This window comes from Paenibacillus germinis, assembly GCF_013141785.1.
In the GTDB taxonomy this organism is placed as follows: domain Bacteria; phylum Bacillota; class Bacilli; order Paenibacillales; family NBRC-103111; genus Paenibacillus_E; species Paenibacillus_E phytorum.
This window is the reverse complement of sequence record NZ_WHOC01000142.1, coordinates 42,839-66,277: the sequence shown is the minus strand read 5'-3', so window position 1 is coordinate 66,277 and position 23,439 is coordinate 42,839. Positions and strand designations below refer to the sequence as shown.

General features: G+C 44.3%; 21 protein-coding genes. 9 read left to right on the top strand and 12 right to left on the bottom strand.

Features of this window, described 5'->3' with window-relative positions:
• Nucleotides 1-7: 7 nt before the first annotated feature.
• Nucleotides 8-532 carry a metal-dependent hydrolase gene (locus GC102_RS26330; protein ID WP_171692159.1) on the top strand — a complete coding sequence of 175 codons (525 nt, stop codon included), beginning with the start codon at nucleotides 8-10 and terminating at the stop codon, nucleotides 530-532.
• Here GC102_RS26330 and GC102_RS26325 read toward each other — a convergent pair.
• Entirely contained in the window at nucleotides 529-1,014 is a 486-nt protein-coding gene (locus GC102_RS26325) for a hypothetical protein (RefSeq protein WP_171692158.1), read from the bottom strand. The genes GC102_RS26330 and GC102_RS26325 overlap by 4 nt on opposite strands.
• Before the next feature lie 253 nt (nucleotides 1,015-1,267).
• Nucleotides 1,268-1,723 (bottom strand): RidA family protein, encoded by a 456-nt coding sequence (locus GC102_RS26320; RefSeq protein ID WP_171692157.1) that lies wholly within the window; start codon nucleotides 1,721-1,723, stop codon nucleotides 1,268-1,270.
• 115 nt (nucleotides 1,724-1,838) lie between these two features.
• On the opposite strand from GC102_RS26320, the gene GC102_RS26315 reads away from it, so the two are divergent.
• Together GC102_RS26315 and GC102_RS26310 are read left to right on the top strand one after the other, a co-directional pair.
• Entirely contained in the window at nucleotides 1,839-2,282 is a 444-nt protein-coding gene (locus tag GC102_RS26315; RefSeq protein WP_171692156.1) for a GntR family transcriptional regulator, read from the top strand.
• On the top strand, nucleotides 2,237-2,962 hold the full coding sequence (locus GC102_RS26310) for an aminotransferase-like domain-containing protein (RefSeq protein WP_171692155.1): 726 nt from the start codon (nucleotides 2,237-2,239) through the stop codon (nucleotides 2,960-2,962). The genes GC102_RS26315 and GC102_RS26310 overlap by 46 nt, the downstream gene beginning before the upstream one ends.
• Here the strand turns inward: GC102_RS26310 and GC102_RS26305 are convergent, their stop codons facing one another.
• Nucleotides 2,963-4,708 carry a sensor histidine kinase gene (locus tag GC102_RS26305; RefSeq protein WP_171692154.1) on the bottom strand — a complete coding sequence of 582 codons (1,746 nt, stop codon included), beginning with the start codon at nucleotides 4,706-4,708 and terminating at the stop codon, nucleotides 2,963-2,965.
• A 204-nt stretch (nucleotides 4,709-4,912) separates the two neighbouring features.
• On the opposite strand from GC102_RS26305, the gene GC102_RS26300 reads away from it, so the two are divergent.
• Both GC102_RS26300 and GC102_RS26295 read left to right on the top strand, forming a co-directional pair.
• Nucleotides 4,913-5,689, top strand: coding sequence for an SDR family NAD(P)-dependent oxidoreductase (locus tag GC102_RS26300; protein ID WP_171692153.1), 777 nt, complete (start codon nucleotides 4,913-4,915; stop codon nucleotides 5,687-5,689).
• Nucleotides 5,690-5,833: 144 nt separating this feature from the next.
• Nucleotides 5,834-9,088, top strand: coding sequence for a DEAD/DEAH box helicase (locus tag GC102_RS26295; protein ID WP_171692152.1), 3,255 nt, complete (start codon nucleotides 5,834-5,836; stop codon nucleotides 9,086-9,088).
• Nucleotides 9,089-9,175: 87 nt separating this feature from the next.
• On the opposite strand, the gene GC102_RS26290 is transcribed toward GC102_RS26295, so the two are convergent.
• Entirely contained in the window at nucleotides 9,176-11,161 is a 1,986-nt protein-coding gene (locus GC102_RS26290; protein ID WP_171692151.1) for a hypothetical protein, read from the bottom strand.
• Nucleotides 11,162-11,367: 206 nt separating this feature from the next.
• Between GC102_RS26290 and greA the strand changes: the two genes are divergently transcribed.
• Nucleotides 11,368-11,838, top strand: a complete 471-nt coding sequence (gene greA / locus GC102_RS26285) for a transcription elongation factor GreA (RefSeq protein WP_171647486.1) — start codon at nucleotides 11,368-11,370, stop codon at nucleotides 11,836-11,838.
• A gap of 90 nt (nucleotides 11,839-11,928) precedes the next feature.
• On the opposite strand, the gene murI is transcribed toward greA, so the two are convergent.
• The 8 genes from murI to GC102_RS26245 form a co-directional block, all read right to left on the bottom strand.
• Nucleotides 11,929-12,705: a glutamate racemase gene (gene murI / locus GC102_RS26280; protein WP_171692150.1), complete on the bottom strand. Its 777-nt coding sequence runs from the start codon at nucleotides 12,703-12,705 to the stop codon at nucleotides 11,929-11,931.
• A 30-nt stretch (nucleotides 12,706-12,735) separates the two neighbouring features.
• On the bottom strand, nucleotides 12,736-13,506 hold the full coding sequence (locus GC102_RS26275; RefSeq protein ID WP_312883381.1) for a Cof-type HAD-IIB family hydrolase: 771 nt from the start codon (nucleotides 13,504-13,506) through the stop codon (nucleotides 12,736-12,738).
• Nucleotides 13,507-13,632: 126 nt separating this feature from the next.
• A complete protein-coding gene (locus tag GC102_RS26270) occupies nucleotides 13,633-14,163 on the bottom strand; it encodes an ATP-dependent Clp protease proteolytic subunit (protein WP_171692149.1) in 531 nt (176 codons plus the stop codon).
• 170 nt (nucleotides 14,164-14,333) lie between these two features.
• On the bottom strand, nucleotides 14,334-16,361 hold the full coding sequence (locus GC102_RS26265; RefSeq protein WP_171692148.1) for a methyl-accepting chemotaxis protein: 2,028 nt from the start codon (nucleotides 16,359-16,361) through the stop codon (nucleotides 14,334-14,336).
• 172 nt (nucleotides 16,362-16,533) lie between these two features.
• Nucleotides 16,534-18,534 (bottom strand): ATP-binding protein, encoded by a 2,001-nt coding sequence (locus GC102_RS26260; RefSeq protein ID WP_171692147.1) that lies wholly within the window; start codon nucleotides 18,532-18,534, stop codon nucleotides 16,534-16,536.
• 117 nt (nucleotides 18,535-18,651) lie between these two features.
• Nucleotides 18,652-18,969: an MGMT family protein gene (locus GC102_RS26255; RefSeq protein ID WP_171692146.1), complete on the bottom strand. Its 318-nt coding sequence runs from the start codon at nucleotides 18,967-18,969 to the stop codon at nucleotides 18,652-18,654.
• Nucleotides 18,966-20,045 (bottom strand): lactonase family protein, encoded by a 1,080-nt coding sequence (locus GC102_RS26250; RefSeq protein ID WP_246321130.1) that lies wholly within the window; start codon nucleotides 20,043-20,045, stop codon nucleotides 18,966-18,968. The genes GC102_RS26255 and GC102_RS26250 overlap by 4 nt, the downstream gene beginning before the upstream one ends.
• A 77-nt stretch (nucleotides 20,046-20,122) precedes the next feature.
• The gene (locus tag GC102_RS26245; RefSeq protein ID WP_171692144.1) at nucleotides 20,123-20,734 is read right to left on the bottom strand and encodes a TetR/AcrR family transcriptional regulator; all 612 of its coding nucleotides are present in this window, start codon (nucleotides 20,732-20,734) and stop codon (nucleotides 20,123-20,125) included.
• A gap of 148 nt (nucleotides 20,735-20,882) precedes the next feature.
• Here GC102_RS26245 and GC102_RS26240 point away from each other — a divergent pair, with 148 nt between their 5' ends.
• The 3 genes from GC102_RS26240 to GC102_RS26230 all read left to right on the top strand — a co-directional run bounded on the left by GC102_RS26240 (nucleotide 20,883) and on the right by GC102_RS26230 (nucleotide 23,415).
• On the top strand, nucleotides 20,883-21,773 hold the full coding sequence (locus GC102_RS26240; RefSeq protein WP_171692143.1) for an ABC transporter ATP-binding protein: 891 nt from the start codon (nucleotides 20,883-20,885) through the stop codon (nucleotides 21,771-21,773).
• On the top strand, nucleotides 21,770-22,582 hold the full coding sequence (locus GC102_RS26235; protein ID WP_171692142.1) for an ABC transporter permease subunit: 813 nt from the start codon (nucleotides 21,770-21,772) through the stop codon (nucleotides 22,580-22,582). Before GC102_RS26240 ends, GC102_RS26235 begins: the two co-directional genes overlap by 4 nt.
• A gap of 188 nt (nucleotides 22,583-22,770) precedes the next feature.
• Nucleotides 22,771-23,415, top strand: a complete 645-nt coding sequence (locus GC102_RS26230) for a helix-turn-helix domain-containing protein (protein WP_171692141.1) — start codon at nucleotides 22,771-22,773, stop codon at nucleotides 23,413-23,415.
• Nucleotides 23,416-23,439 lie beyond the last annotated feature (24 nt).

Genomic DNA, 23,439 nt, shown 5'->3' with positions numbered 1-23,439 from the left:
GCTTAAGATGTTACAAAAAACACACAGTATTGCCGGATTCATTTCCGCGGAAATTGTTCTCACGTATCAAGATATTAGTTTCTTCTCATGGGATGCCGTTGGGGCTCTCCTACTTGGATGTTTGGCAGGTACGCTAGCGGATGTCGATAAGCCAGGTTCTACAATGGCGAAGGTTCTTTTTCCTTTATCTGCTCTGCTGCGGCTGCTGAAGGTAAAGCATAGAACCGTCACCCATTCCCTGCTTTTTCTACTTCTCTTAGTCGTAATTGCGATGCCCTTATCACCTTTATATTTCTGGGTATTCATCCTCTCTTACGCGTCACACTCGTTTATTGATTTATTCAATGATAGAGGGGTTCAGCTGTTCTGGCCTATTCCCTTCAAGATTCGTCTACTCCCTAAATGGATAGCTATTGACACGGGTTCAGTGAGCGAGACCGTTTTTCGATGGTTACTTCTGGTTTTGAGTCTATTCATCCCTTTTTGGACTTATATACTTCCTCAAATTTTAAGTCATAGCGCTTTGTTTTAATGCGTTGCAACAATGTAATCCCCATTGGCATTGAGTAGAAATTGCGCATGATATGCTCCTTGAGCGTCGGGCTCAGCTAAGCTCTGCACGATCTCGCCAACAGCAGGAACACCTAAGAAGTCGTTCAATTCCTTTTTCATCGTGGATTGGAAAAGGATCTCGACTTCTTTCCCCTGCGTTCTCGGAGAAATAACAGGATGGCTCAAATGAATCGGATTATTCTCATCCCATAATTCAGAGTGATACTGCAGCTGACTCGGAACTTCCAAATTGTCAGGAACGGAGACCAATAAAACCGTTTCCGTATCATTGTTTTTTACTTGCATGACCATTCCTGCTACATATGCTGGACCCGGTTGGATTTCTTCCATCGACATCATACTTTTCTCAGGAGAAATGAATGCAAACAGTAAAAACAGAGGAAATAAATGAATGAAACTTTTCTTGAACTCTTCCTTGTAGCGGCACTTTGACATCTTCATCAATGCTCCCCCTTTGCGATTAATCTACATATCACGCTTCAATTCATTCGTTAGTTATCCTTACCCCATTCATAAGTATTTGAAAACAACATGTAACAATTTTATTGAAAAAGAAAATAAACTGTCCCAAAAATCGGTAACCAGCATTTGCGTTCCGCTAACTAGTGCCGGGTGGCTTTCATCGGTTGAAAAACAAAAAAATGAGAAGGCAAGTAACCTTGCCACCTCATTTTTTCTCTGCCTCTAAATGTATTTATTTGGTAATCTCAAATATAGTATCAACGACAAGAGGAAGATGATCTCGTAAAGAATTAGCTCCCAGAACCGATCGAGCATGAGCCCCCTTCTCACCGAATACCTCCTGCATAAGGTCAGAGACCCCATTTAAAACCAAATGATGTTCGACGTAATTAGGATCTGCATTGACGAAACCTTGAACCTTAACGACTTGTGTAATCCTATCCAAGCTGCCAAGTGCATGCTTGGCTGCAGAAAGTACTTCAAGGCCTGCCAAGCGTGCCAGTTGGTAGCCTTCTTCTGTTCTGTAATCCAACCCAAGCTTCCCTTTTGGCTTCCCAGATGGACCTTTTCCAGAGATAAACAACAATTGACCAGTTACAACATAATTAACATAGTTTGCAGCAGGGCTGCTGCTCTCAGGTAGCACAATACCTAATTGGTTTAACTTCGTCTCAATCGATTCTGTCACTATGCTTCACCTCTGACGATATTGATAATTGCTTATCCTAAAGTCTATACTATTATTGACCCTGATATTAGGCTCAGTTTCTCATAAAATTTAGGGGTCAGATTTGAGGTTTCTCATGTTCGATATCTTGCTTACAAGTGATGAACAAGGTCCACTTTATATACAGTTATATCGTCATATCCGAGGTCTTATCCAGCGCGGTGACATCCAAGACAGAACGAAATTACCATCCATTCGCACCCTCAGCCAACAGATACATTTTAGTAAAAATACAATTGAAACGGCTTATCAAATGCTTATTGAAGAAGGATATGTGATAAGTAAGCCTCGTTCAGGTCTTTATGTGGTCGCTCCCTTCTTGCATCCACCGATCCCAAACCAACATCCGTTCAATCTACCGAAAGACACACAAATTTCCAACATGAAAGCTCTGCAATCTTCACACGAAGCTCCTATTGATTTTAGTCTTTTAGAAATCGACAGCGAGTCTTTCCCGCTTCAAGCGTGGAAGGCTTGCTTAAACGAATCCTTTTCCTACAACAGCGGCCCACAAATATAGACGCGGTATACGTTACTCCTTCCCACCGTCCTTCAGGAAACCCTTTATCCTATGCGATTAGGCAGGAGCTGATTCACTGGGCATATCACAATCAAAGCCATATTATTGAAGATGATTATGATGGGGAATTTCGTCATGCTGGCAAAACCATTCCTTCGCTTCAAGGCCTTGATCAGCATGGTGTGGTCATTTATATCGGAACATTTTCCAAAGCTTTCACGCCTGCATTACGTATGAATTATATGGTGCTGCCTCATCAACTTTTGCCTAAACTTCAAACTATGGAACGCACGCTCTCTAGCCCCTCACGTATGGATCAGCTCGCCATGGCTCTGTTCATGGAACGTGGACATTGGTATCGTCATATCAGGCGTATGCGTAACACGTATCGGAAAAAGCATGAGAAAATGCTCCAGCTCATACACACTCATTTAGGCTCTCTTGTTCAAATAGAAGGCGGGGGAGCAGGACTGCACATTGAATTGACGGTCCATATTGCATGTTCAGCAGAAATGTTAAAGGAGCTAGCTCTTTCAAAAGGGGTTCGTGTATACACTACTCAACAGACAGAGCTAATAGCCAATAACAAAAAGCCCAAGATTTACATGGGCTTTGGTGGAATAACCTTGAAGAATATGGAGCGCGGGATTCAATTATTAAAAGAAGCTTGGATACGATGATTATTGCATCGGAACCGATATTTTGAAACAGATGCAGCCGTCTGCCACAGACACTTCGATAGTTCCCTTGTAATACTCGATTCGTTCCTTCACAACTGATAGACCAAGCCCCTGGTGCTCACCTCCACCTTTGGTGCTGTAGCCGATCGTGAACATTTTGTTATAATCATCAAGTTGGAATTCGGGATCCACCGGGTTGGTTACAGATATGGTTAAATGGTTCGACTCCGACCATCCGTTAACCATGACCTCACGTTCGTCTGGTGGGAATTTATTGACCTCATCAAACGCATTATCAATCAAGTTCCCAATAATTTTCACGATATCAACGGATTTCACACCTAACGACAAGCCTTCTAGGCCGGTAAAATGGTAATTGAAATCGATTTTGGTTCTCATGGCAAGCGCAATCTTTGCTTGGATAAGAGCTGCAATAGCCGGATGCCCGATTCGAATGATATCGTTCACTTCGTTGATTTCTTCAATTAATTCCTTCATGTATTTCATTTGGTCTTCTTTTTTCCCTTTAGATAGCAGAGCATACATGGTTTGAACATGGTTTAGAAAGTCATGCCGTTGACTACGTATCGTAGCGAACATCAGATCCACGTTTTGAATGTACATTTCTTGTGTGGACTGGACAGCTGTTTCTCGGCTTTTCGTAATAAATCGGAATACCAAATAGATAAGCACACAGCTAAAAATCGTAAATAAAACAATGAGAACTGTAAGCTGAACGAGCTGCTTGTTTAAAGTACGTTGAATCGTTTGATAATCCGAGACGATGGTAATCACATAAGGAACTTCCCTTTGAACTTCGGTCAATTTCTCCTTAACAGGAACATACATGAACGTTTTCAGAATGGGCTTCCCATTCCATCTCTCCACAACGCTAACTGGTTTATTTTTCTGTATGGACTCCTTGTAATTATCCAAATCCTTCGGACTCATTATGTTATATGTACCAAATAAAACCGGGCGGTCATAGACCGATATGAATGGAACTCCATTACTGTCTTTATACTCAATCGGCTTTGTACCAAAAGTAGTCCCGTTCAGTCCCGATATTTCCATAATATCTGGATTCGAAGCGAGCGTTTTCTTCACAATCGTATCCGCGCCTACAATTTGCTTGAATTTCTGAATTTTATCCGCATTGACAAACACACAGATTAAATAATTCGTGCTTCCATCATAAAAGTACCCAAACTTACTAACATTGCTCGAACCTGAAGCCGGAACTTCATAAATACCCGACCAGAAATTAGGCAGCTTTTGCCCCTCAGCAATCGTAACTTGATGGTTATCCAGAAGCTGGCTAAAAGCCGTAAACCAATACCCGAATGTTTTTGTACTTGTAATCTGAAGCTCCTTGGGCTCGGATGATTTACCTACCATAATATCATCACCATTTCGCTTCATCAGCGAGAAGCCATCAACACCCGCTTGCCTGGCAAGTTCAATTAATTGTTCATTCGAAACTTTTTCAATATCCGGATCTAGCTGACTCTTGGCGAAAAGCGCGACTGAACGAAGATTCTCACCAATCAAATCTTCTACAAAAAATGAACCTTCCTCTGATTGCTCAATGGATGTGCGAATTTGACTCGCAGTCGATTCCATGCGTTCAGATAACGCTTGCGTTAAGAGTGATTTCGTGAACCAATAATAAGAGGTGTTATTGAATACAAGCAATAAAATAACAATAGCAAAGGTGACATAAATGACTTTGGTGTTGATTCTCATGAAGTTTCACACTTTCTTTTTGATGTAAACTCAATATTACAATGTAGACGTGAAATAATTTTCGACACAAACCGAGGAAATATCCCTCTTTCAGTAGTATAGTTGGATACGAAAGCCTTGTCTATCTATTAATATACACGCATCAAAACGTTTGGTAATATAGGGAAGAAATCAATAGAATTAGGATCATGGGGGACGCAATAAATGACAAAAACAGCATTAATTACCGGTGCCTCTTCCGGAATAGGCGAAGTTTTCGCGAGACGATTTGCCGAGAAAGGAAACCATCTCATTCTAGTCGCACGGTCCAAAAATAAATTGGATCAACTAGCTACAGAGCTTTCCACTAAGTATGCTGTTAAAGTTCATGTTATTGCGATCGATTTGAGCGTAGAGAAAGCAGCATCCGAGGTCTTTAAGCAAACTGAGCAGCTAGGAACGCACGTCGACATTTTGGTCAACAATGCCGGATTTGGCTTGAGTGGCGAGTTTTTAAATCACTCCCCCGACATCTATCGGCAGCAGATGATGCTGAATATAACTTCAGTCGTGGAAATGACTCATTATTATTTACCGAAAATGGTTGCAAAAGGCGATGGGACCATCATTAATCTGGCATCCTTGTTATCCTTCTTCCCTTTTCCTTATTGTTCTGTTTATAGTGCGACGAAAGCTTTCGTTCTTTCTTTCACTGAGTCTCTATGGGAAGAATATCGCCATAAAGGAATTAAATTGTTGGCTCTGTGCCCTGGCCCGACGGATACCAAATTTTTTGATACAGCCAAAGATGTTGAAACCAACAATAAACGGACACCGGAACAGGTCGTAGCTACGGCTATAAAGGCATTGGGACGCAATAAAACCTACGTCATCGACGGCGGCGTAAATAAGTTCAATGCTTTTCTGGGACGTGTCCTCCCTAGGAAGACCATTGTCAAATTGTTCGGATCTGCCATCCGGAAATCAATGACAGCCAAGTAATACATGCAGTCCATTCTCCATTTGGAATTGGGCTGCATTTTTTTGATCTGAGCTTGTTTTTCACGAGAACGAATGTTTGCTATAATGAATTCAACCAATAACAATTCTGGAACATATATATTTTCAAAAGGAAGGATCAAGGTAATGAGCTTTCAGCTGACAGATGGGATCATTAGATTGTTGTGCGGCCGGTTTTCTTATGAAAAAGGAGAAGCCTACTACCATGAAAGACAAGTGACTTTCCTAAATGAAGATCCTGAAACACCACTCTATGAAGCCACGGTCGAAGGATATAACGGAACCTACCTAGTAACCGTTGAAGATGATACAAACGGGGATGTTACTGCCCATTGCACCTGTCCTGCGTATGATCCAGACGATAAATACTGCGAACATATCGCTGCCGTACTGCTGAATATTCATGCTATTCAGCAAGTATCTCGAGTCGTCGGTCCAATAACCTGGCCTATTGGACATTCAGAGGGAAATAGTAAGTTGACGAGCCATATACTGGATTTGTTCGGGAACAAACCGCAGCGTCCAAGCCGTTCACAACCTCTTTTCGATACAAGAGATGAACTGGAACTGGAGTTTACTTGCAAACCATTCCAATACGGCTATCGGAAGTTCATGTTCGGGATTGAGATGAAGGTCGGTCCTAAACGACTGTATATCGTCCAAAGATTAAGAGAATTTCTTGATCATATTGACCGGAGAGAAGCCTATGAATTTTCAAAGCATTTTACCTACGACCCTAAGCTCCATAGTTTTCAAAAAGAAGATGATGCGGTCATTCGGCAGCTCATCGAAATTTATCGCAATGAGCAGATGTACCTTGAGACTTCAACTACGTACTCCGTTCGTGCGAATCATTTGAGTGGCGATCGGATGCTTCTGGTCCCTCCTTTCTCATGGACAACCTTTCTTCCCGCGCTTACCGAGGCTTCGTCTGTAAAACTTGAGCAGGATAACCGCACATTCGATGGAATCCGTGTATCCGATGAACCCATCCCGCTCCACTTTGAGTTCGACCAAACAGAGGCCGAAGACTTCCAATTGGATGTCCAAGGTCTGGACAAGATTACGGTTATGGAATCGTATGGGGTTGTCCTTTCTGAAGGAAAGCTGCTGCACATCCAGGCTGAACCGTGCAAGCGCCTTTCGGAGCTAAAGCAAATGCTCGAAAACTCCAGCAAGCACCAATTTCAGATTCCGCCCGCACAAATGGAACCTTTTATGGAAAAAGTAATTCCTGGCCTGATGAAGCTAGGCAGTGTCCATATCGCTGGTGCCATTTCCGACCGCATTATGCGAACGCCGTTAAAAGCTAAGTTGTATTTGGACCGAGTGAAAGATCGACTGCTTGCCGGTCTGGAGTTTCAATACGGCGATATTGTCATTAACCCGCTAGAAGGCAATGAACAAAGGCGCGGAACCGACCGCATTCTAATGCGAGACGGAGATCAGGAGCGACGAATTCTGGAGCTTATGGAGCAAAGTCCCTTTGCTAAGACGGAGGGGGGATATTTCATGGATAGCGAAGACGAGGAATACGAATTTCTGTACCACGTCGTTCCGCAATTGGAGAAGCTGGTGACTGTTTATGCCACGTCTGCCGTGAAAACAAGACTTCTAACCGGACATGCCCCGAAGGTCAAGGTTGATGTGGATGAACGTACAGATTGGCTGGAATTCAAGTTCGATATAGAAGGTATTCCTGAATCGGAAATCCGCAAGCTGTTGAAATCCCTTGGGGAGAAACGCAAGTACCACCGGCTGCCGGATGGAGCGTTATTGCCGCTCGAAAGCGTAGAGTTTCAGGAAATTGTCCGCGTCATGAACGAAATGGGTATTACCAAGGAGGACGTGAAAGCAGCAGAAATCCGCCTCCCTTTGGTCCGCGGGCTCATCTTGATGGACTCTGAGAAGCAAGGAAATACCGTTAAGCTGGGCAGAACATTCCGCCAGTTACTAGAAAACATGCGGAATCCGGATAATCTGGATTTCACGGTGCCGGCTAGTCTGGAGCGTGTACTTCGGGATTACCAGAAGTATGGATTCCAATGGCTGAAGACGCTGGCCCAGTACAATTTCGGCGGCATCTTGGCAGATGATATGGGTCTAGGTAAAACCATACAAAGTATCGCTTTTATTGTCTCTGTGCTGCCCGAGATCAGAAAACAGGCGCTGCCGGCAATCATTGTTGCTCCCGCTTCTCTCGTCTACAATTGGCTCAATGAGCTGAAGAAATTCGCGCCAGAGATTCGGGTCTCCATTGCCGATGGGAGCAGAGAAGAGCGCAGCAAGATTCTGAAACATGCGTCCCAAGTGGATGTCCTCATAACCTCTTACCCGCTTTTGCGTAGGGATATCGACCTGTATATAGAACAATTGTTCCATACGCTTATTTTGGATGAGGCGCAGGTGTTTAAGAACCACACTACGCAGACGGCCCAGGCGGTGAAGGCGATTCAGGCCCAATACCGTTTTGCCCTTACTGGAACTCCTGTAGAGAACAGGCTTGAGGAACTATGGTCCATCTTTGACGCGGTGTTCCCTCAATTGTTCTCCGGGAGAAGGGCATTCAATGACTTATCCCGTGAAAGTGTAGCCAAGCGGGTACGGCCGTTTCTGCTGCGCAGGTTGAAGACCGACGTTCTGAAGGAACTGCCGGAGAAGATCGAGTCGCTGCAAGCTTCCGAGCTGCTGCCAGAGCAGAAGAAGCTGTATGTTGCCTATTTGGCCGAACTACAACAGGAAACACTGAAGCATCTGAACAAAGACAGCTTTAATAAACATCGGATCAAAATTCTGGCCGGCTTGACCCGACTTCGCCAGCTGTGCTGCCACCCTTCTCTGTTCGTCGAAGATTATGCCGGAAGCTCGGCCAAATTTGAGCAGCTCATGCAGATTATCGAAGAATGCAGAAGCGCCGGCAAGCGGGTGCTGATATTCTCGCAATTTACAGCGATGCTGGGCATGATTGGGCGAGACTTAGGCTATCAAGGGGTGCCGTATTTCTACTTAGACGGTAAAACCCCATCTGCCGAACGTGTAGAGCTGTGCAACAAATTTAATGAAGGCGAGCGAGACCTGTTTCTCATCTCATTAAAAGCTGGCGGTACTGGACTAAACCTTACCGGTGCCGACACCGTTATCCTTTACGACCTATGGTGGAATCCTGCTGTGGAGCAGCAAGCAGCCGACCGTGCTCATCGAATCGGGCAGAAGAAGGTCGTACAGGTGATCCGTCTTGTTGCGCAAGGCACCGTAGAAGATAAAATGTACGAGCTCCAACAGAAAAAGAAGAATCTGATTGATGAAGTGATCCAACCGGGCCATGAGGCCTTGTCCGCCTTGACGGAGCAAGAGATTCGGGAGATTTTGATGATAGGATGATTACATAGCAAATAGAAGGGCTTCCCCAAGGCCATTGTAAGATGATTGAGGAAGCCCTTCTTTTTGTCAATTATTAATGTGATAAGTTTAATTAGCTACAATTTTAACGTCCTGCTTCCAAATGATTCTTTCGCCGATACGAATGACGACACTCACTTGGTGGGTACCGTTCGTAAGCGGTCGGGAAGCCTTTAAACTAAACAACGTGACTGGCGCAACACTAGCATCAGGATTGTTAACGATCCCATTGATTTGGGAAAGATGTCCTTCTCCGCCATGGTCTCCGTTCTCCTCAATGAACATCTGAAGCGGCATCTGATCAGACTTATAATCTTCTCGACTGGTCCAATCATCAACAAAAGCTTGTAACTCCAGCCTGCCCTTTGCCGCACTGGTTGGGAGCTCCCCTAACCTTACCTGATAAACTTTCTCGAACAGGCTATACTCGTTCCCAGCAAATACCTGCGTTAATCCAAAAAGGGTCTGAACGTCTTTCAAATTAAGATACCAGCTATCGCGGCTATGACGCGGCATCTCTGCTAATTGAACACTTTTATCCTTAGTACCGTGCCAAGAAATCAACGCATTCCTATCTCCAGCTTTAAGCTCAAAGGAATAATCAGCCTTACTGAATGTGACGGCGTCCCTGCCCTTCACCATTTCTACTTTGTATTGAAGCTGTTCAGCAAGCAGGATTGCATCCAAGTAAGATTGCTCCTTTTCCGTGTACCCAATTCGCCCGCCATTGTTAAGCTGTAATCCACCATTCGCGGCAGGTGCAATTCCTAAACTATTCGTGTTCGTTTTTGAAATATGAAATATCGTATTCGTATCTTCATCCCATATTTTGTCCTGACTATAATTCCAGAAGGGTATCCATCCTGATCGCCCATCGACTTGAACTTTCAACCACAACCCACCGTTTGGTCCATTCCATGCCTCTGTAGCCTCCACGGTCTGATCACGCAGCAGTAATGTCGAAGAGCTGAACGGTATTTCCGGGTAACGGAACAGCTCCTTTTGATCATTAACCTTTACCTTCCAATGAACTGGTGTCGCTGATTCGGGCTCTCCAAACAGTTTGTTTATCCATCCAGTACCTTTCGATGAACGTACATGATACCAAGTGCTATTATTCCAAATCGAATAAGGACCTCTCCCGTTCTCCAATCGCTCTTCGATCTTCTCAAAAGCGATTACCGTTTCACCATTAATCACGGCATCTTCCTTCTTGTATCCATCCCAAACATCATGAATAAGCGGGGTTTCACGCACAATCGCTATGGTTTCATTCGTACTCAGGATCGGAACTCCCTTATCACCCGTCCATGTGGTCCCTTGATCCGTTTGAACTTCGAATGCTCGATCATAGATGGTTGTGAACTCCCTTGCGATCGTGTAATCGCCTGCCTTGGAGTTTGACCAATCTTGCTTCTGCTCGCCAATCCCCATAGCCGTTCCAAGATCACTATTGGACGGTAGCCCATAATAATGCGCTTTTCGCTGCACCTTATGTACAGTACCTATTTGATTGACGGGTATATGCGCCCAGAGATCACCTAACCAGGTGGTGTGCACCTTAATCCATGCTTTACTGGTGGGATCGTTCGTATAGAACCATTGTTTTTCAGCCGCAACTACCTCAACCTCTTGTGCGGATAAGGAGGTTGCTGGTCCACCTTTGGTGCTTTGACTGCGATATAGCGGAGTTTCTTCTAAAAGTGTAATTCGTTTAGGCGGCTCCATGTCGATTTCCCATGGATTTGGCCTGATCCACCGCGGCCCGAACATTGTTTCAATCTTCCAGGTGGATAAACCAGTCGACCACGAGCTTTCTACAGTGAGGACATTTACCTCCTGAGGGGCAAAAGTACCTTCCGGCGCATCATCTGGCTGATTAGGATCTGCATAATAGGGCGTCTCCGCCAAAAGCTCAATCGTGGCAGGGAATCTAATTCCTTCAGGCGCGTAGGATCCTCCATAAATGGGTTCAGCTTTCGTCTGATGCGGCAAACTGCCTAATCCTAATCCAGCGGCTAGGATCGCGATAGTGAGGATCTTCATTTTACTCATCTGGAACAATCACATCCTGACTTGAATAAATTAGGGAAAACTTACCATCTATTTGACGCCAGTTATAACCATAAAGTTGCTTACATCCTGCCCAGCTTATGAAAAAATGATCAAGTTAGACAGTTCTCCTTGTCTTACTTACTTTACTTGCCTCAGTTACTTTAGTAGTATATCTAGTATCGAATGAATGAGGAGCTGCAAAAAATATGTCCAATGATGAAATTATTCTAACTCCAGAAGGATTACGTAGTTTAGAATTAGAGCTTGAAGATCTCAAAACCGTCAAACGCAAAGAACTAGCCAGCCGTATTAAAACAGCGATTAGCTATGGTGATCTCAAGGAAAACAGTGAGTACCATTCCGCTAAAAACGACCAATCTTTTATGGAAACCAGAATATTGACGATTGAAAGAATGCTGAAGAAGGCTAAAGTTGTTAAAAATATCGGAACTTCCAAAGTTCAAGTTGGCTCTACCGTTATTCTCAATGATGTGGAATTTGCAGAGAAAATTGAGTATAAAATCGTCGGTACGCAGGAAGCCGATGTGAATGAAAATAAAATTTCTTACGAAAGTCCTCTTGGCGTTTCCCTCATGGGCAAATCAGTCGGTGATGTGATTAGTGTGAATGCACCAATGGGTGTCATTAGCTATGAGCTGCTTGAAATCAGAGCGTAACCTAACGCAATCCTTCTACTAAACTTAATAAAAGGCATTGTCATGCAGCGGCGGCTGCACGGCAATGCCTTTTTGACTTGTTCTCAAGCCTTACTCACCAATTGCTTGAATGATTTCCAAGGCTTTTTCCATTTTCTGAATATAAGCTGTCTCATTGCTGGAACACATGAATTTGATGTTCGACTGTCCCTCGCCAAGTAATTGGTTTCGGTCGCTAAGCAGTTGTATCAACCGATTCACAGTACCCGAGCTTCCATCAACAATTTGGATGTGATTTGGCAGGATCTTTCTTAGAACTCCCCTATAAAAGGGATAATGTGTGCATCCTAGAACAACGGTCCCATACATCCTCAGGTCGAACGGCTCAAGCTTAGCATGAAAATAATCAGTGATTTGTTGACTCTCCACATTTAATTGTTCACAGAATTCAACCAATTCCGGCAGCGGTACTGAATCCACCATACCCATATCATCCATACGAGAAACTAGCTCTCTATATTTCGATTGCTTGAGTGTTAAAGGCGTAGCGAAAACGAGCACTCTTTTACCAGATGAACGATTCATTTCAAGTGCTGGCTTTACCGCGGGTTCCATGCCGATAATCGGCATCTCGTAGGTTTTCCGTAATTCTGCAATGGCTATACTAGTTGCTGTGTTGCAAGCAATGACGAGGGCTTTGACCTCTTCTTTGATAATCATGTCTACGGATTTTTTGACAAAAGCAAGAACCTCGTCCTTCGATTTCGTCCCGTATGGAACATGAAGGGTATCCGCAAAATATAGAAAATCTTCATGAGGCAGTTGCTTCATGGCTTCGTGTAAGACCGTAATACCGCCTATCCCTGAATCAAAAAAAGCTATTCTCATTATCTTCACCCTGTATGTATTGTTTCTTTTCTATAGCAATCCAGCTGTAATAAGTCCGTTTCGAATGCCATCTTCATCCACATGTGTCGTTACATGATCAGCATAAGGTAGTAAGTCTTTGTGGGAGTTCCCCATCGCGATACCGAATCCGACATACGAAAGCATCTCCATATCATTTAACCCATCACCGAAAGCTACAGCATCTTCCGGTTTCAATCCAACAAGCTCCAAAAGCGCGGCAATCCCTTGGGCTTTCGAACCACCTGCTGGTAATACGTCTATCGCATGCTGGTGCCAGCGAATCAGCTTAAATTCCGATTGCAGTTCCTCGTACAAATGCTCATCCGTGTCTTCAATATGCAAGAAGATTTGATAAATATCGTTGGTTTTCCAGAAATCCGGGTCATATGCCGGCAAATCAACCTTCAATGAGGAAACCGATCCAACAACAAAAGGATGGTCCTCTGTATCCGTGAAGAAGTTATGCTCTCCTTCAAATACGAGGGAATGTTTATGCTTAGTCGCCAATTTCACCAGCGCCTCTATACTGCTCTTGGCGATAATCCGTCTGTAGAGCGGTTCACCACGATAAACGGCATAGCCGCCGTTCAAGCATACATAGGAATCGATCCCAAGCTGCTCAGCCAAGGGCTTGATGAAGTAGGGAGCTCGTCCTGTTGCAATAACCGGTTCGATCCCCTGCTGCTTTAATTGTTGAATAGCAATGATCGTACTGGCAGGAACATGTTTTTCTTCGTTAACTAATGTGCCATCAATATCAAAAAATACAATTTTATACACGGTATGGATCTCCTTTTCATTAGGCGGCAGCACGGCTGCTCCTCTTCTCTCTATCTCTCAATTAAACACCAAAAGCAAAGAAAAAACAAAGAAAAAGAGAATCCCGCAGGCTTCTCTCCGCCATGTCTAAACAATTTCATCAATAATCCCGAATGATAAGGCCTCATCTGGACTTAGATACCAATTACGTTGATGCTCCTGAACACGATGCAGCTCGTCTGTATGCAGCTTCGTTTTGGATAAGATGTAGTCATCATAAATGTTTTGCAACCTTTGCGTTTCATCCACACGATTCTTCAAGTGTTCCAAATGACCGTCGATATGTGTAGATACAGAATGATACATGAATGTACTAAGTCGGCCAGCGTACCTCTTATGACCACTAACAGCGATTAGTAAACTCATGCTAGCAGCAAGTCCATACACGTATGTATGCACCGGCGTCTTACTGTTATCAATCACATTGATCAATCCTAGACCATCATAGACACTGCCCCCATTACTATTAATAATTAAGTCGATGGGCAGACGCTTGAAGTCTTTTTCTTTCTTATCTTTGTCATCATCATATTGATTAATTCTCATGATTTGCTCGATTATGGTTTTCACAGAGCTTTTATTAATGCCATCGAATAGATATAAGGTCCTGTCATTCATAGCATGCCTCCTGTCCGCATGGCCTACTGATACGTTAGTCTATTCTCGTTTTATAGACTTTGTAACTCTTTTTCCTTTCTTTTCTGGATTTTTGGGCAAAAACAAAAAAGGCCAACCCGTTGGTTGACCTCTCAATACCCTATGCCAAGCTTGTATACATGTTTGAAATATTAACGAGTTTTGAATCTAGCAAGCGATTCTTGCAGCTCTTGCGCCAAATTGCTTAAATCTTCTGCTGAGGCAGATATTTCCTCCATGGTCGCGTGCTGCTTCTTCGACCCTTCAGAAATGCCTTGTCCGTGGTCATAAGAAGCTTTGGTCATGTGCACAATTTCGCTCATGGAAGCCGTTACTTCCTGAGTTCCAGCCGACATTTCCTGAGATGCTGCCGATACTTCCTGGATTTGGTCGGAAATTTCTTGGAACGTCGAGGTAACACGGTTAAAGACCTGCCCTGCTGCATCAATAAGCTCGGAACCTTTCTCTACGTCTAGTACACCTTTATTCATTGCTTGTACGGCTCTTGACGTCGAAGACTGCACTTCCCGAATCAAACTCGAAATATCTGCTGCAGAGGATGACGACTGTTCCGCCAGCTTCTTGACTTCGTTCGCCACCACCGCAAACCCGCGTCCTTGTTCGCCAGCGCGTGCTGCCTCAATAGAAGCATTGAGTGAGAGAAGTTGGGTTTGGCTTGTAATTTCAGTGATAACCGACACAATTTCACCGATTTTTTGTGAGTACGATTCAAGTGCTCTCATATCATCGGCCGATTTCCCAACGGATTCATTAATGAACTTCATTTGTTCGACAGCCTGATTGATCGCAACGCGTCCTTGCTGAACTTCCTGCAGCGAAGCATGTGATGCTTCTGTCACGACCGACGAAGATTCTGCAATCCGTTGTACTCCAATAGCCATTTCCCCCATCGCGGTCGATGTTTGCTCCGCTCCTTGCAGTTGGCCTTTACTCGTATTGAACACTTCTTGAATCGATTCGGCGATCGTAGTGGCAACGTCGACCGATTCCGCAGCGCAAGCCGTAAGCTCCTCCGACGAAGCGCCTAACTGTTCAGCGGTGTATCTAGCCTTTCCGACAATGTCTGAGAAAGAATCGAGCATAAGATTCATGTTATCGGCAAGCTGTCCGAGCTCGTCACTTCGCATCATAGCAAGACGTGGAGTTAAATCGCCTTCAGCCATCTTCTTCACTGCTTCCGTAATAGCAATAATTGGTTTCGTTGTTTTCGTCGAGACAATCAGTGCGAAAGCTGCTACTACGATAGTCGTAATCACAGTCAGCCATATCGATACTTGATTTGCTGTTTTTACCGAGCTATATACTTCCTCATGCACTAAATTCGTAACCAAGCGCCAGCCAGTTGACGGGATTGTATCAAAGCTAATTTCTGATGCGACCCCATCCTCGCGTGTAAATTGAAACGTTCCTTTCTCAGCTTTCAAAACAGTTTCTTTAAACTTAGCTGCTTCCGAAGGCGTAAATACATCCTCCATTTTTTTGCCAACTTTAGCTGCATCAGGATGGGTTAAGAGCATTCCGGAAGGAGACATTAAGTAACCGTAGCCTGTCTCCCCTATTTTTATCGTCTTGGTGTAGACGGTAAGATTATCTGTTGTTAATGGACAGAATAATCCACCGATGTAGTTTTGCTTATCATCCAGCAGCGGGACAAATACAATGATGACATTTTTACCCGAAGCTTTACTGACGAGCAAATCACTACTCACAGGCAGCTTCGTCTGCTTGGCTTGCTTAACGTAATCACGTTCACCAATAGGAATCTTTTGACCAGCTGAAGTAAGCGCAGTATCGTCTTTATTGGCATAAACATACTGTTCAACTTCTTTGTTGGCTAGTTCAAATTTCTTAAGCGTCTTCATAATTTCCTGTTCATTGCCACTCTTGAACTCGTCAAACTTTTGCATTTCTTTCAAAATCGCTATGTGCCGCTGGATGGAATAGTCAATTGCTGTTACATTGGCTTTAACGACACTCTCTTCCTTGGAGTGAACTTCGCCTGTCACGACACTCTTCAAATAGTACGAAGAAAAAATAATACTAAACAGCATCGGTACTAACGCAATAAAAAGAAACATGGCTGTCATTCTTGCTTTAAAAGACTTAAATGATAGCTTACTTACCCATCCTTTTACATTTACAGTTTTCTGTGGCTTCATTCCTTATTACTCCTCTATGTGATCATTAATCTTTCATGTGAATTCGATATACTTTGACAAATCCCTCTATATTTCGACACATGTCAGAAGCAGTATTCAATTACTACAAAATGAAAAAAAGCATGTCAATCCGCGAGGTTTTCACGGTTTGAACATGCTCTTTTTCACCCGACTACTCTGCATCTATTTCAACTAACTGCACAATAAAGATTGAGCCTTTGCCGAGCTCCGTATCAACAACCACTTTCCCATGATGTGCTTCAATGATTTCCTTGACAATAGATAACCCAAGACCTGTTCCTCCGATTTTCCTGCGATCCGAATTATCGACACGGTAAAACCTCGTAAACAGTTTGTCCAAAGCATCGGCTGGAATGCCAAGACCATAATCTTGTATCTTGATTAACACTTTACCGTTATCGGTTTCAACATAAATATCAATTTTCGTCGCACCCGGCGAATACTTAATCGCATTGGAGATCAAATTATGAAACACTTGCTTTAAACGGTCTTCATCCCCTTGGACAAATATGGGTTCCGCTGCTGCATGCAGCTCAGCTTCATGATTGTCTTTCCCCTGCCACTGCTCAACGATTTCGCGGAGTAATAGAACAGCGTCCAAAGATTGGAAATGGAATTCTTGCCGGCCCGAATCCAAGCGCTGCAAATCAAGAAAATCGTTAATCAAATTAGATAACCGTAAGGATTCCTTATGAATCGTCTCAATATATTTAGCACGCTTCTCTTCTGTCACAGCACGTGTTGCCAGGATTTCAATAAAACCTACAATCGAGGATAATGGCGTCCGAATTTCGTGAGAAATAATGCTGACAAACTCATTTTTCAACTCATCAATTCGCTCTTCTTCGGTACGATCTCTGAGTCCGACTAGATGTCCTCTGAGCGTCCCTTCCATTTCACCTGAAATAGGATTGACATAGCATTCATAGTGCCTTGTTTCGCCTTTCAACGTCAATCTAGATATACGCTTACGAAAAGGCGGGATGGATTGTTCGAAATAAGCGTCGATGAACTCATCAAAAGCAGCATCTGCGGTTTTCATTCCTAGACAATAGCTAGACATCCTTTCTCCGCTTTCGAGCGGACGTTCAAAGAAATGTTCCACGCGGCGATTCGCAAAGATAACCCGTCCTTCTATGTCACACATGATAATGGCCTCATGGCTGGATTCAAGCATTCGCTCAATAATATCGCTCTGTTCCGAAATTTTTCTCTCAGCCAGCTGGCTTTCACCAAGCAGCACCTTATAATTATATTCACTGTCCTTCACTTGCTGGAAAAGCTCCGTCATTCTCAGATACATTTTGGTAAACTCATAAATCATTCCCGCAAGCACAATATTTGCACATACAAAAGTGTTCCACCTAGCCACATACCATCCCACACTAAAGCGCCCGCCGCCACAAAGAATAATCGCCACATCAAGCATTGAAGCAAGTATGGCTACACATAGCCAGGTCGAAGTAACCGTACTCGCTTTGGTTCTTTTATAGTAAACAATTAATGTAATCAAAGTAATGAGGACAATAGGCAGCCCAAGACCATATATAAACAAAGGCGTTAGCTTACCTTGAGACAACACAATTGGCAGTTGATTTTTGAAATGCGTCGTGATGTAAGTCAATCCTATAATTAGTAAAATGACACCTATCAAGGTGTACAGACCTAATCTCTTAGCCTTGCTAGCACTATAATTAACATTTGCAAATTTCGATTCAATCATCATATAGAGGGTAATCGCTAGAGGAAATCCTGCGTGCAAGATCACGTATAGCCAAGCCGAGGTTTGTGTTCCTGCATGGAACAAGCCATTTTCAACGAAAACACGAGGGAACGTGAGAATATAGACCAAACTCATACCACCGGAGAACAGATACAAGGCAAACAGGACCAGCACAGCCGGTGAGCGATTGATTTTGAATTGACTATAAATCACGTAAGCAGTAATGAATTCGAAACAAATAACCGTGGAAAAAATGGCCGGCTGATAGGCTTGCAGCTCAACCAACTGTATCCTTACAAACGGCACAGAAAGCAGTGAAATCAGAACCACTATAGCCCCAATAATAAAAGCAAACCGCCGCTGTGACGGATTTGACTTCATCGTTATTAAATTATATATCGTTGCCGGTGAAGCTTGATCCTGATTCATAACAACCTCCGCGAATTGATCTTCATTTTTCAAAATTCGACAAAGCTATGGCTCACTTCCTTCTTGCAAAAAGCCTCACTTCTTCCAGTTGCAAGAAGTGAGGCTGCCTATGTAAACTCATGCTTCTTCTTGCATTTGATACTGGTAAAGCTCAAGGGAAATATACCGCTGATCCGTAATGATGACACCTTCAGCTTGCAGCAAAAAACTTTGCATATGAGATCCTTCATCATCCATGATGGCAATCTCTCCCTTTGCATTAATGACTCTGTGCCAAGGAAGGCGATGCTTCTTGCTCATTGCATGCAAAATTCGTACGACTTGTCGTGCCGCCCTTGGGCTTCCAGCGAGCCTGGCGATCTGACCATAGGTCATGACTTTGCCCTCGGGGATACTCCGAATGATGTGAATAACTTGCTCCGTGAAAGGTGTCATTCTACACTAGCAAACTTGATGCATACCGGTTTAGACACATTTAGCACACTTCCGGTTGGAACGAGCTTCCCCGATTGCGAGTCACGTGAGAACGATACAATAAGATCTGAATCTTTGTTAGCTACCAGCAGAAATTGACCATCCGGCGATATCGCAAAATTACGAGGATGCTTCCCTAACGTAGGCGCATACTCCACCACTGTTAACTTACCAGTACTTGGATCGATGGCATACACGACAATACTATCGTGCCCGCGGTTAGATCCATATAGGAACTTTCCATCTGGTGAAACATGAATGTCCGCACAGGCATTTTCCTCATCATAAGACTCTGGGAGTGTGGAAATCGTCTGGATTTCGGTCAGCTCTCCTCGTTCTTCCTCATAGCTGAATGCCGTGACTGTGGAACCAAGTTCATTAATAACATAGCCAAAGGCATAGGACGGGTGGAAAGTAAAATGCCGCGGACCTGAACCGGGTGCTACTTGCACTTCATTATGAGGAATAAGGCGTTTGGCAGGGATATCGAGCTTGTACATCATAATCCGATCCAAACCTAGATCACAGACTCCCGCATAACGGTTTGTTTGATCCAAGAAAACAGAGTGAGCACGCGGTCTATCTTGCACCGATAGTATGCTTGCGCCATGATGCTGCTGGATATCAGCCGTTATACCTAAACGACCGTCCGCTAACACAGGAGACAAGCCTACCATACCCCCGTGATAACTGGACACCATCACCACTTGGTTCGTATGGTCTAATGTAATGTGACACGTCGTCGCAGGCAGTGTGATCTCGTTGTTCAGAAACGTTAATTCTCCTGTAGCTGAATCAATATCATAAGAAGATGCCGCCCCGCAGCGCTGCTGATTCTCGTCAATTCCCTCTGATAAGGCATATAGTTTCCAATTTTTCGCATCCACAGTCAAGAACGTCGGGTTTTGCAAACCATTTACTTGATGGGTGACTTCCAAGCTTCCATTCTCTTCATCGTATTGGCAGGTGTATACCCCAGGATTATTCGAATCCGCATATGAACCAATAAAAGCTAACGTTTTTTTCTTCTTTTCCAAAAATGCCACTCCCATTCTTCTGTTATCGATATCAGCATTATCTCAAATCCTCTTCTAAGGAGCAACAAAACAAAAACTTATGTATGAATGATCGATTGAGGAATGCTCCCGATCCCATAGAAAAACAAATGCACCATTTCCTCGATCAACGTGTCTATATCCCCATGTATTCCGGCATACTCCAGCACGGTGTCCGCCTGGCTCGTCAACATTTGCATATACATCATGATGGTGGATGTAGACAGCGCCCCGGTGATTTCCCCATTTTTCTTGCCGTCTTCAATGAGCTGGATCACAAGTGGAACACCCTTGGCCATATACTCCTCTTTGAGAAAATGCGTCATTTCTGGATCGTCGTTCCATATCTGCTTCATGACCTGAAGACTGAACGTTCTGGATGATTTCTTCTTCTGGAAAACGATGTACTCGATCTTCTCCTTCAGGGAGTGATCGCTGGAAAGAAACTCCCCAAATTCTTTCAACGCCGTCCGTGCATAATCTTTGAACACTTCCCGCACCAATGCTTCCTTGCTGCCGAAATAATTGTAGATGGTCACCTGTGATACGCCAGCCGCTTCAGCAATTTCGGCGATCCGCAGTTTTCTGGGATCGGACGTTTTCAGCATATTCAAAGTCGCGTGCATGATTTTTTCTTTTTTTTGCTGGGCTCTTTTTTCGTAGCCGTTCATTTGAATCACCCGTTTTTTTTGGAATAATGAAATTATAGCATAATTATATTTCAAAAGTATTGACGAGGTGAACATTCAGGAGTAACATAAGTTTTGAAATTATTAATAATAAATATTTCATAACTTTCATATTTGGAGGTGGCCGCGCATGTTGACTGTTCAGCAGCTGACCAAAACATTCCCGAACGGAAAAGGGATTTTTGATGTATCGTTTTCGGTCAAAAAAGGAGAGGTATTCGGATTCTTGGGTCCGAACGGGGCCGGCAAGTCCACGACGATCCGGCATATCATGGGATTCATGAAACCGGAGAAAGGCTATGTGAAGGTTGGCGGACTGGATACCTGGACTAAACAGGGGACCGTCCAGCGGTATATCGGTTATTTGCCAGGAGAGATCGCGTTTATTGAAGGCATGACCGGGCGCACGTTTCTTGATTTTATGGCGGAAATGCAAGGGGCGAAGCATTCGGCGCGGCAGGAGGAGCTGATCGACCGCTTTCAGTTTGACGTCCGGACTCCTATCCGCAAAATGTCCAAAGGTATGAAGCAAAAAGTTGGCATCGTTGCCGCTTTCATGCATCAGCCGGAGGTAATCATCCTAGATGAACCGACTTCGGGACTGGACCCGCTCATGCAGAAGGTGTTTATCGACCTGGTGCTGGAGGAGAAAGCCCGGGGCACAACATTCCTGATGTCGTCCCACAGCTTTCCCGAGATTGAGCGGACATGCGACCGCGCGGCAATTATTAAGGACGGGGTCATCCTTACCGTCAAAGATATTCACGAGCTGCAGTCGATGCAGCGAAAGTTATTCCAAGTGACGTTCGAACGTGCGGAGGATGCGGAAACATTCTGGCGGACTTCCGGCATAACAGTCGAATCGCGTGAAGGTAATCGAGTGCGGGTGGCTGTGCAGGGAGAGTATGGTCGTTTCCTCTCGGAGACGTCTAAGTACCCTGTCCGAAACTTGGATGTATTTACGCAAAGCCTCGAAGACGTGTTCATGAACTATTACGACCGGAAGGGGACATTACAATGAATTCCGCTCTCTATAAACACATGATGAAGATTCATATAAAAGGGATGATGAACTATGCGTTCGGATCAGCTTTTTATATCCTGCTCATGTTCTGGCTGTTCCCGAGCTTCGCAGGAAATAATGCAGCCCTAGATGAGTTGATCAAGTCCTTGCCGCCCGGTATGACCAATGCGTTCAACTTGGGCAGCGGCTTTGGCACCGTGGAGGGATTCATCTCAGGCGAATATTACGGCTTGCTGCTCGTACTGATCGTTTCGATTTTTTGCATCATGTTCTCCACACAGCTGATGGCGAAGTTGGTTGACCAAGGTTCAATGGCGTATTTGCTCGCGACTCCCACCACTCGCGGGAAAGTGGCGATGACGCAGGCAGCCGTTTTTGTTACTGGGCTTTTGTCCATCATGGCGGTGACGACATTATGCGGGTTTGCGGGATATGCCATATTTATAGGGGAATTGAGCGACTTTCACGGAGCGGCATACCTACGGATGAACTTAGCAGCATTACTGCTGTTCTTCGCAGTAGGCGGAATCGCCTTTCTCGTCTCTTCTTTAGCCAACGACGAGAAGAAGGCACTCGGGATATCAGCCGTGCTGACCTTCGGTTTTTTCAGTCTGGACTTTATCGGCAAACTGAGCGAAAAAATCAATTGGATGCGCAACCTGACGTACTTCTCGTTATATGATCCGAGCGGCATTATCGGCGGACAGACGGAAACCGCGCTTGCATGGTCAGTATTGATTGTGATTGGGCTCGTGACTTTTGCGGCGGGAATCGCGCTGTTCCGCAAACGTGATTTGCCTTTGTAAAGCATTGATCCTCCAAAAATGAGGTGGCAAAACATTATCAAATTCCGCTATACTAGGGTTATTCAATCAAGCTGGTCGTGAAGTACGCGCCGCTTTCATCTATGTTCGTAAGGAGTCAGCTCCTTGTGAACATTGGTGAATGCGGCGTTTTGTTTTAATCAAAACTCGCAGAGAAAGTGGGAATATCCATGAAATTTGAGCAAGCATTCGAAGCTTTCATGACTTCGCAGATTGCAGCAGAGACGAACGGTCGCAGACGAGAACGGTTAGAGCGGGAGCTCGGACATGGAGAATTGGAATTTCTGCGCTGCGTGTGGTATCCGGCAGTCGGACATTTCGACCATCTCTATCCAGAATGGGAAGTGCGTGACTTCGCGAACGGTTACCGCTATTTGGACTTCGCTTTTAGGCCAGGAGATGCTAAGGGTGTGATTGAAATCCAAGGCTACAGCTCACATGCTCGAGATCTTGATCTTTGGAGATTCAAAGACCTCTGTCTTCGGCATTGCCATCTTGCTTTGGATGGCTGGCTGGTTATGCCAATCGCATACCCATCAATTGTCGAGTCGCCAAAGCAGTGTCAGCAGCTTATTCTTTCAATTATAGGAAAATTTATTTCATCCAATGTACCAAATTCACTCTCTTGGCTAGAAAGTGAAACAGTCCGATTCGCGCGGAGACAATTGCGCCCATTCTCCCCTTCGGACCTTTCCTCTCATCTCCAAGTAAGTACAAGACACGCCAGAACTGTCTTGCACCACTTATGCGAAAAGCAGCTATTAGTCGTATCGCGCGGACAAGAGCGAGCTCGCATGTATCGGCTTAATCTGTAATGAATACGAAAACTGGATCTTGTG

Bases quoted from the DNA above. Each gene is read 5' to 3' on its own strand.
- GC102_RS26330 (WP_171692159.1), top strand. From the start codon at position 8: ATGTTACAAAAAACACACAGTATTGCCGGATTCATTTCCGCGGAAATT.
- GC102_RS26325 (WP_171692158.1), bottom strand. From the start codon at position 1,014: ATGAAGATGTCAAAGTGCCGCTACAAGGAAGAGTTCAAGAAAAGTTTC.
- GC102_RS26315 (WP_171692156.1), top strand. From the start codon at position 1,839: ATGTTCGATATCTTGCTTACAAGTGATGAACAAGGTCCACTTTATATA.
- GC102_RS26305 (WP_171692154.1), bottom strand. From the start codon at position 4,708: ATGAGAATCAACACCAAAGTCATTTATGTCACCTTTGCTATTGTTATT.
- GC102_RS26300 (WP_171692153.1), top strand. From the start codon at position 4,913: ATGACAAAAACAGCATTAATTACCGGTGCCTCTTCCGGAATAGGCGAA.
- GC102_RS26295 (WP_171692152.1), top strand. From the start codon at position 5,834: ATGAGCTTTCAGCTGACAGATGGGATCATTAGATTGTTGTGCGGCCGG.
- GC102_RS26290 (WP_171692151.1), bottom strand. From the start codon at position 11,161: ATGAGTAAAATGAAGATCCTCACTATCGCGATCCTAGCCGCTGGATTA.
- greA (WP_171647486.1), top strand. From the start codon at position 11,368: ATGTCCAATGATGAAATTATTCTAACTCCAGAAGGATTACGTAGTTTA.
- murI (WP_171692150.1), bottom strand. From the start codon at position 12,705: ATGAGAATAGCTTTTTTTGATTCAGGGATAGGCGGTATTACGGTCTTA.
- GC102_RS26270 (WP_171692149.1), bottom strand. From the start codon at position 14,163: ATGAATGACAGGACCTTATATCTATTCGATGGCATTAATAAAAGCTCT.
- GC102_RS26265 (WP_171692148.1), bottom strand. From the start codon at position 16,361: ATGAAGCCACAGAAAACTGTAAATGTAAAAGGATGGGTAAGTAAGCTA.
- GC102_RS26260 (WP_171692147.1), bottom strand. From the start codon at position 18,534: ATGAATCAGGATCAAGCTTCACCGGCAACGATATATAATTTAATAACG.
- GC102_RS26255 (WP_171692146.1), bottom strand. From the start codon at position 18,969: ATGACACCTTTCACGGAGCAAGTTATTCACATCATTCGGAGTATCCCC.
- GC102_RS26245 (WP_171692144.1), bottom strand. From the start codon at position 20,734: ATGAACGGCTACGAAAAAAGAGCCCAGCAAAAAAAAGAAAAAATCATG.
- GC102_RS26240 (WP_171692143.1), top strand. From the start codon at position 20,883: ATGTTGACTGTTCAGCAGCTGACCAAAACATTCCCGAACGGAAAAGGG.
- GC102_RS26235 (WP_171692142.1), top strand. From the start codon at position 21,770: ATGAATTCCGCTCTCTATAAACACATGATGAAGATTCATATAAAAGGG.
- GC102_RS26230 (WP_171692141.1), top strand. From the start codon at position 22,771: ATGAAATTTGAGCAAGCATTCGAAGCTTTCATGACTTCGCAGATTGCA.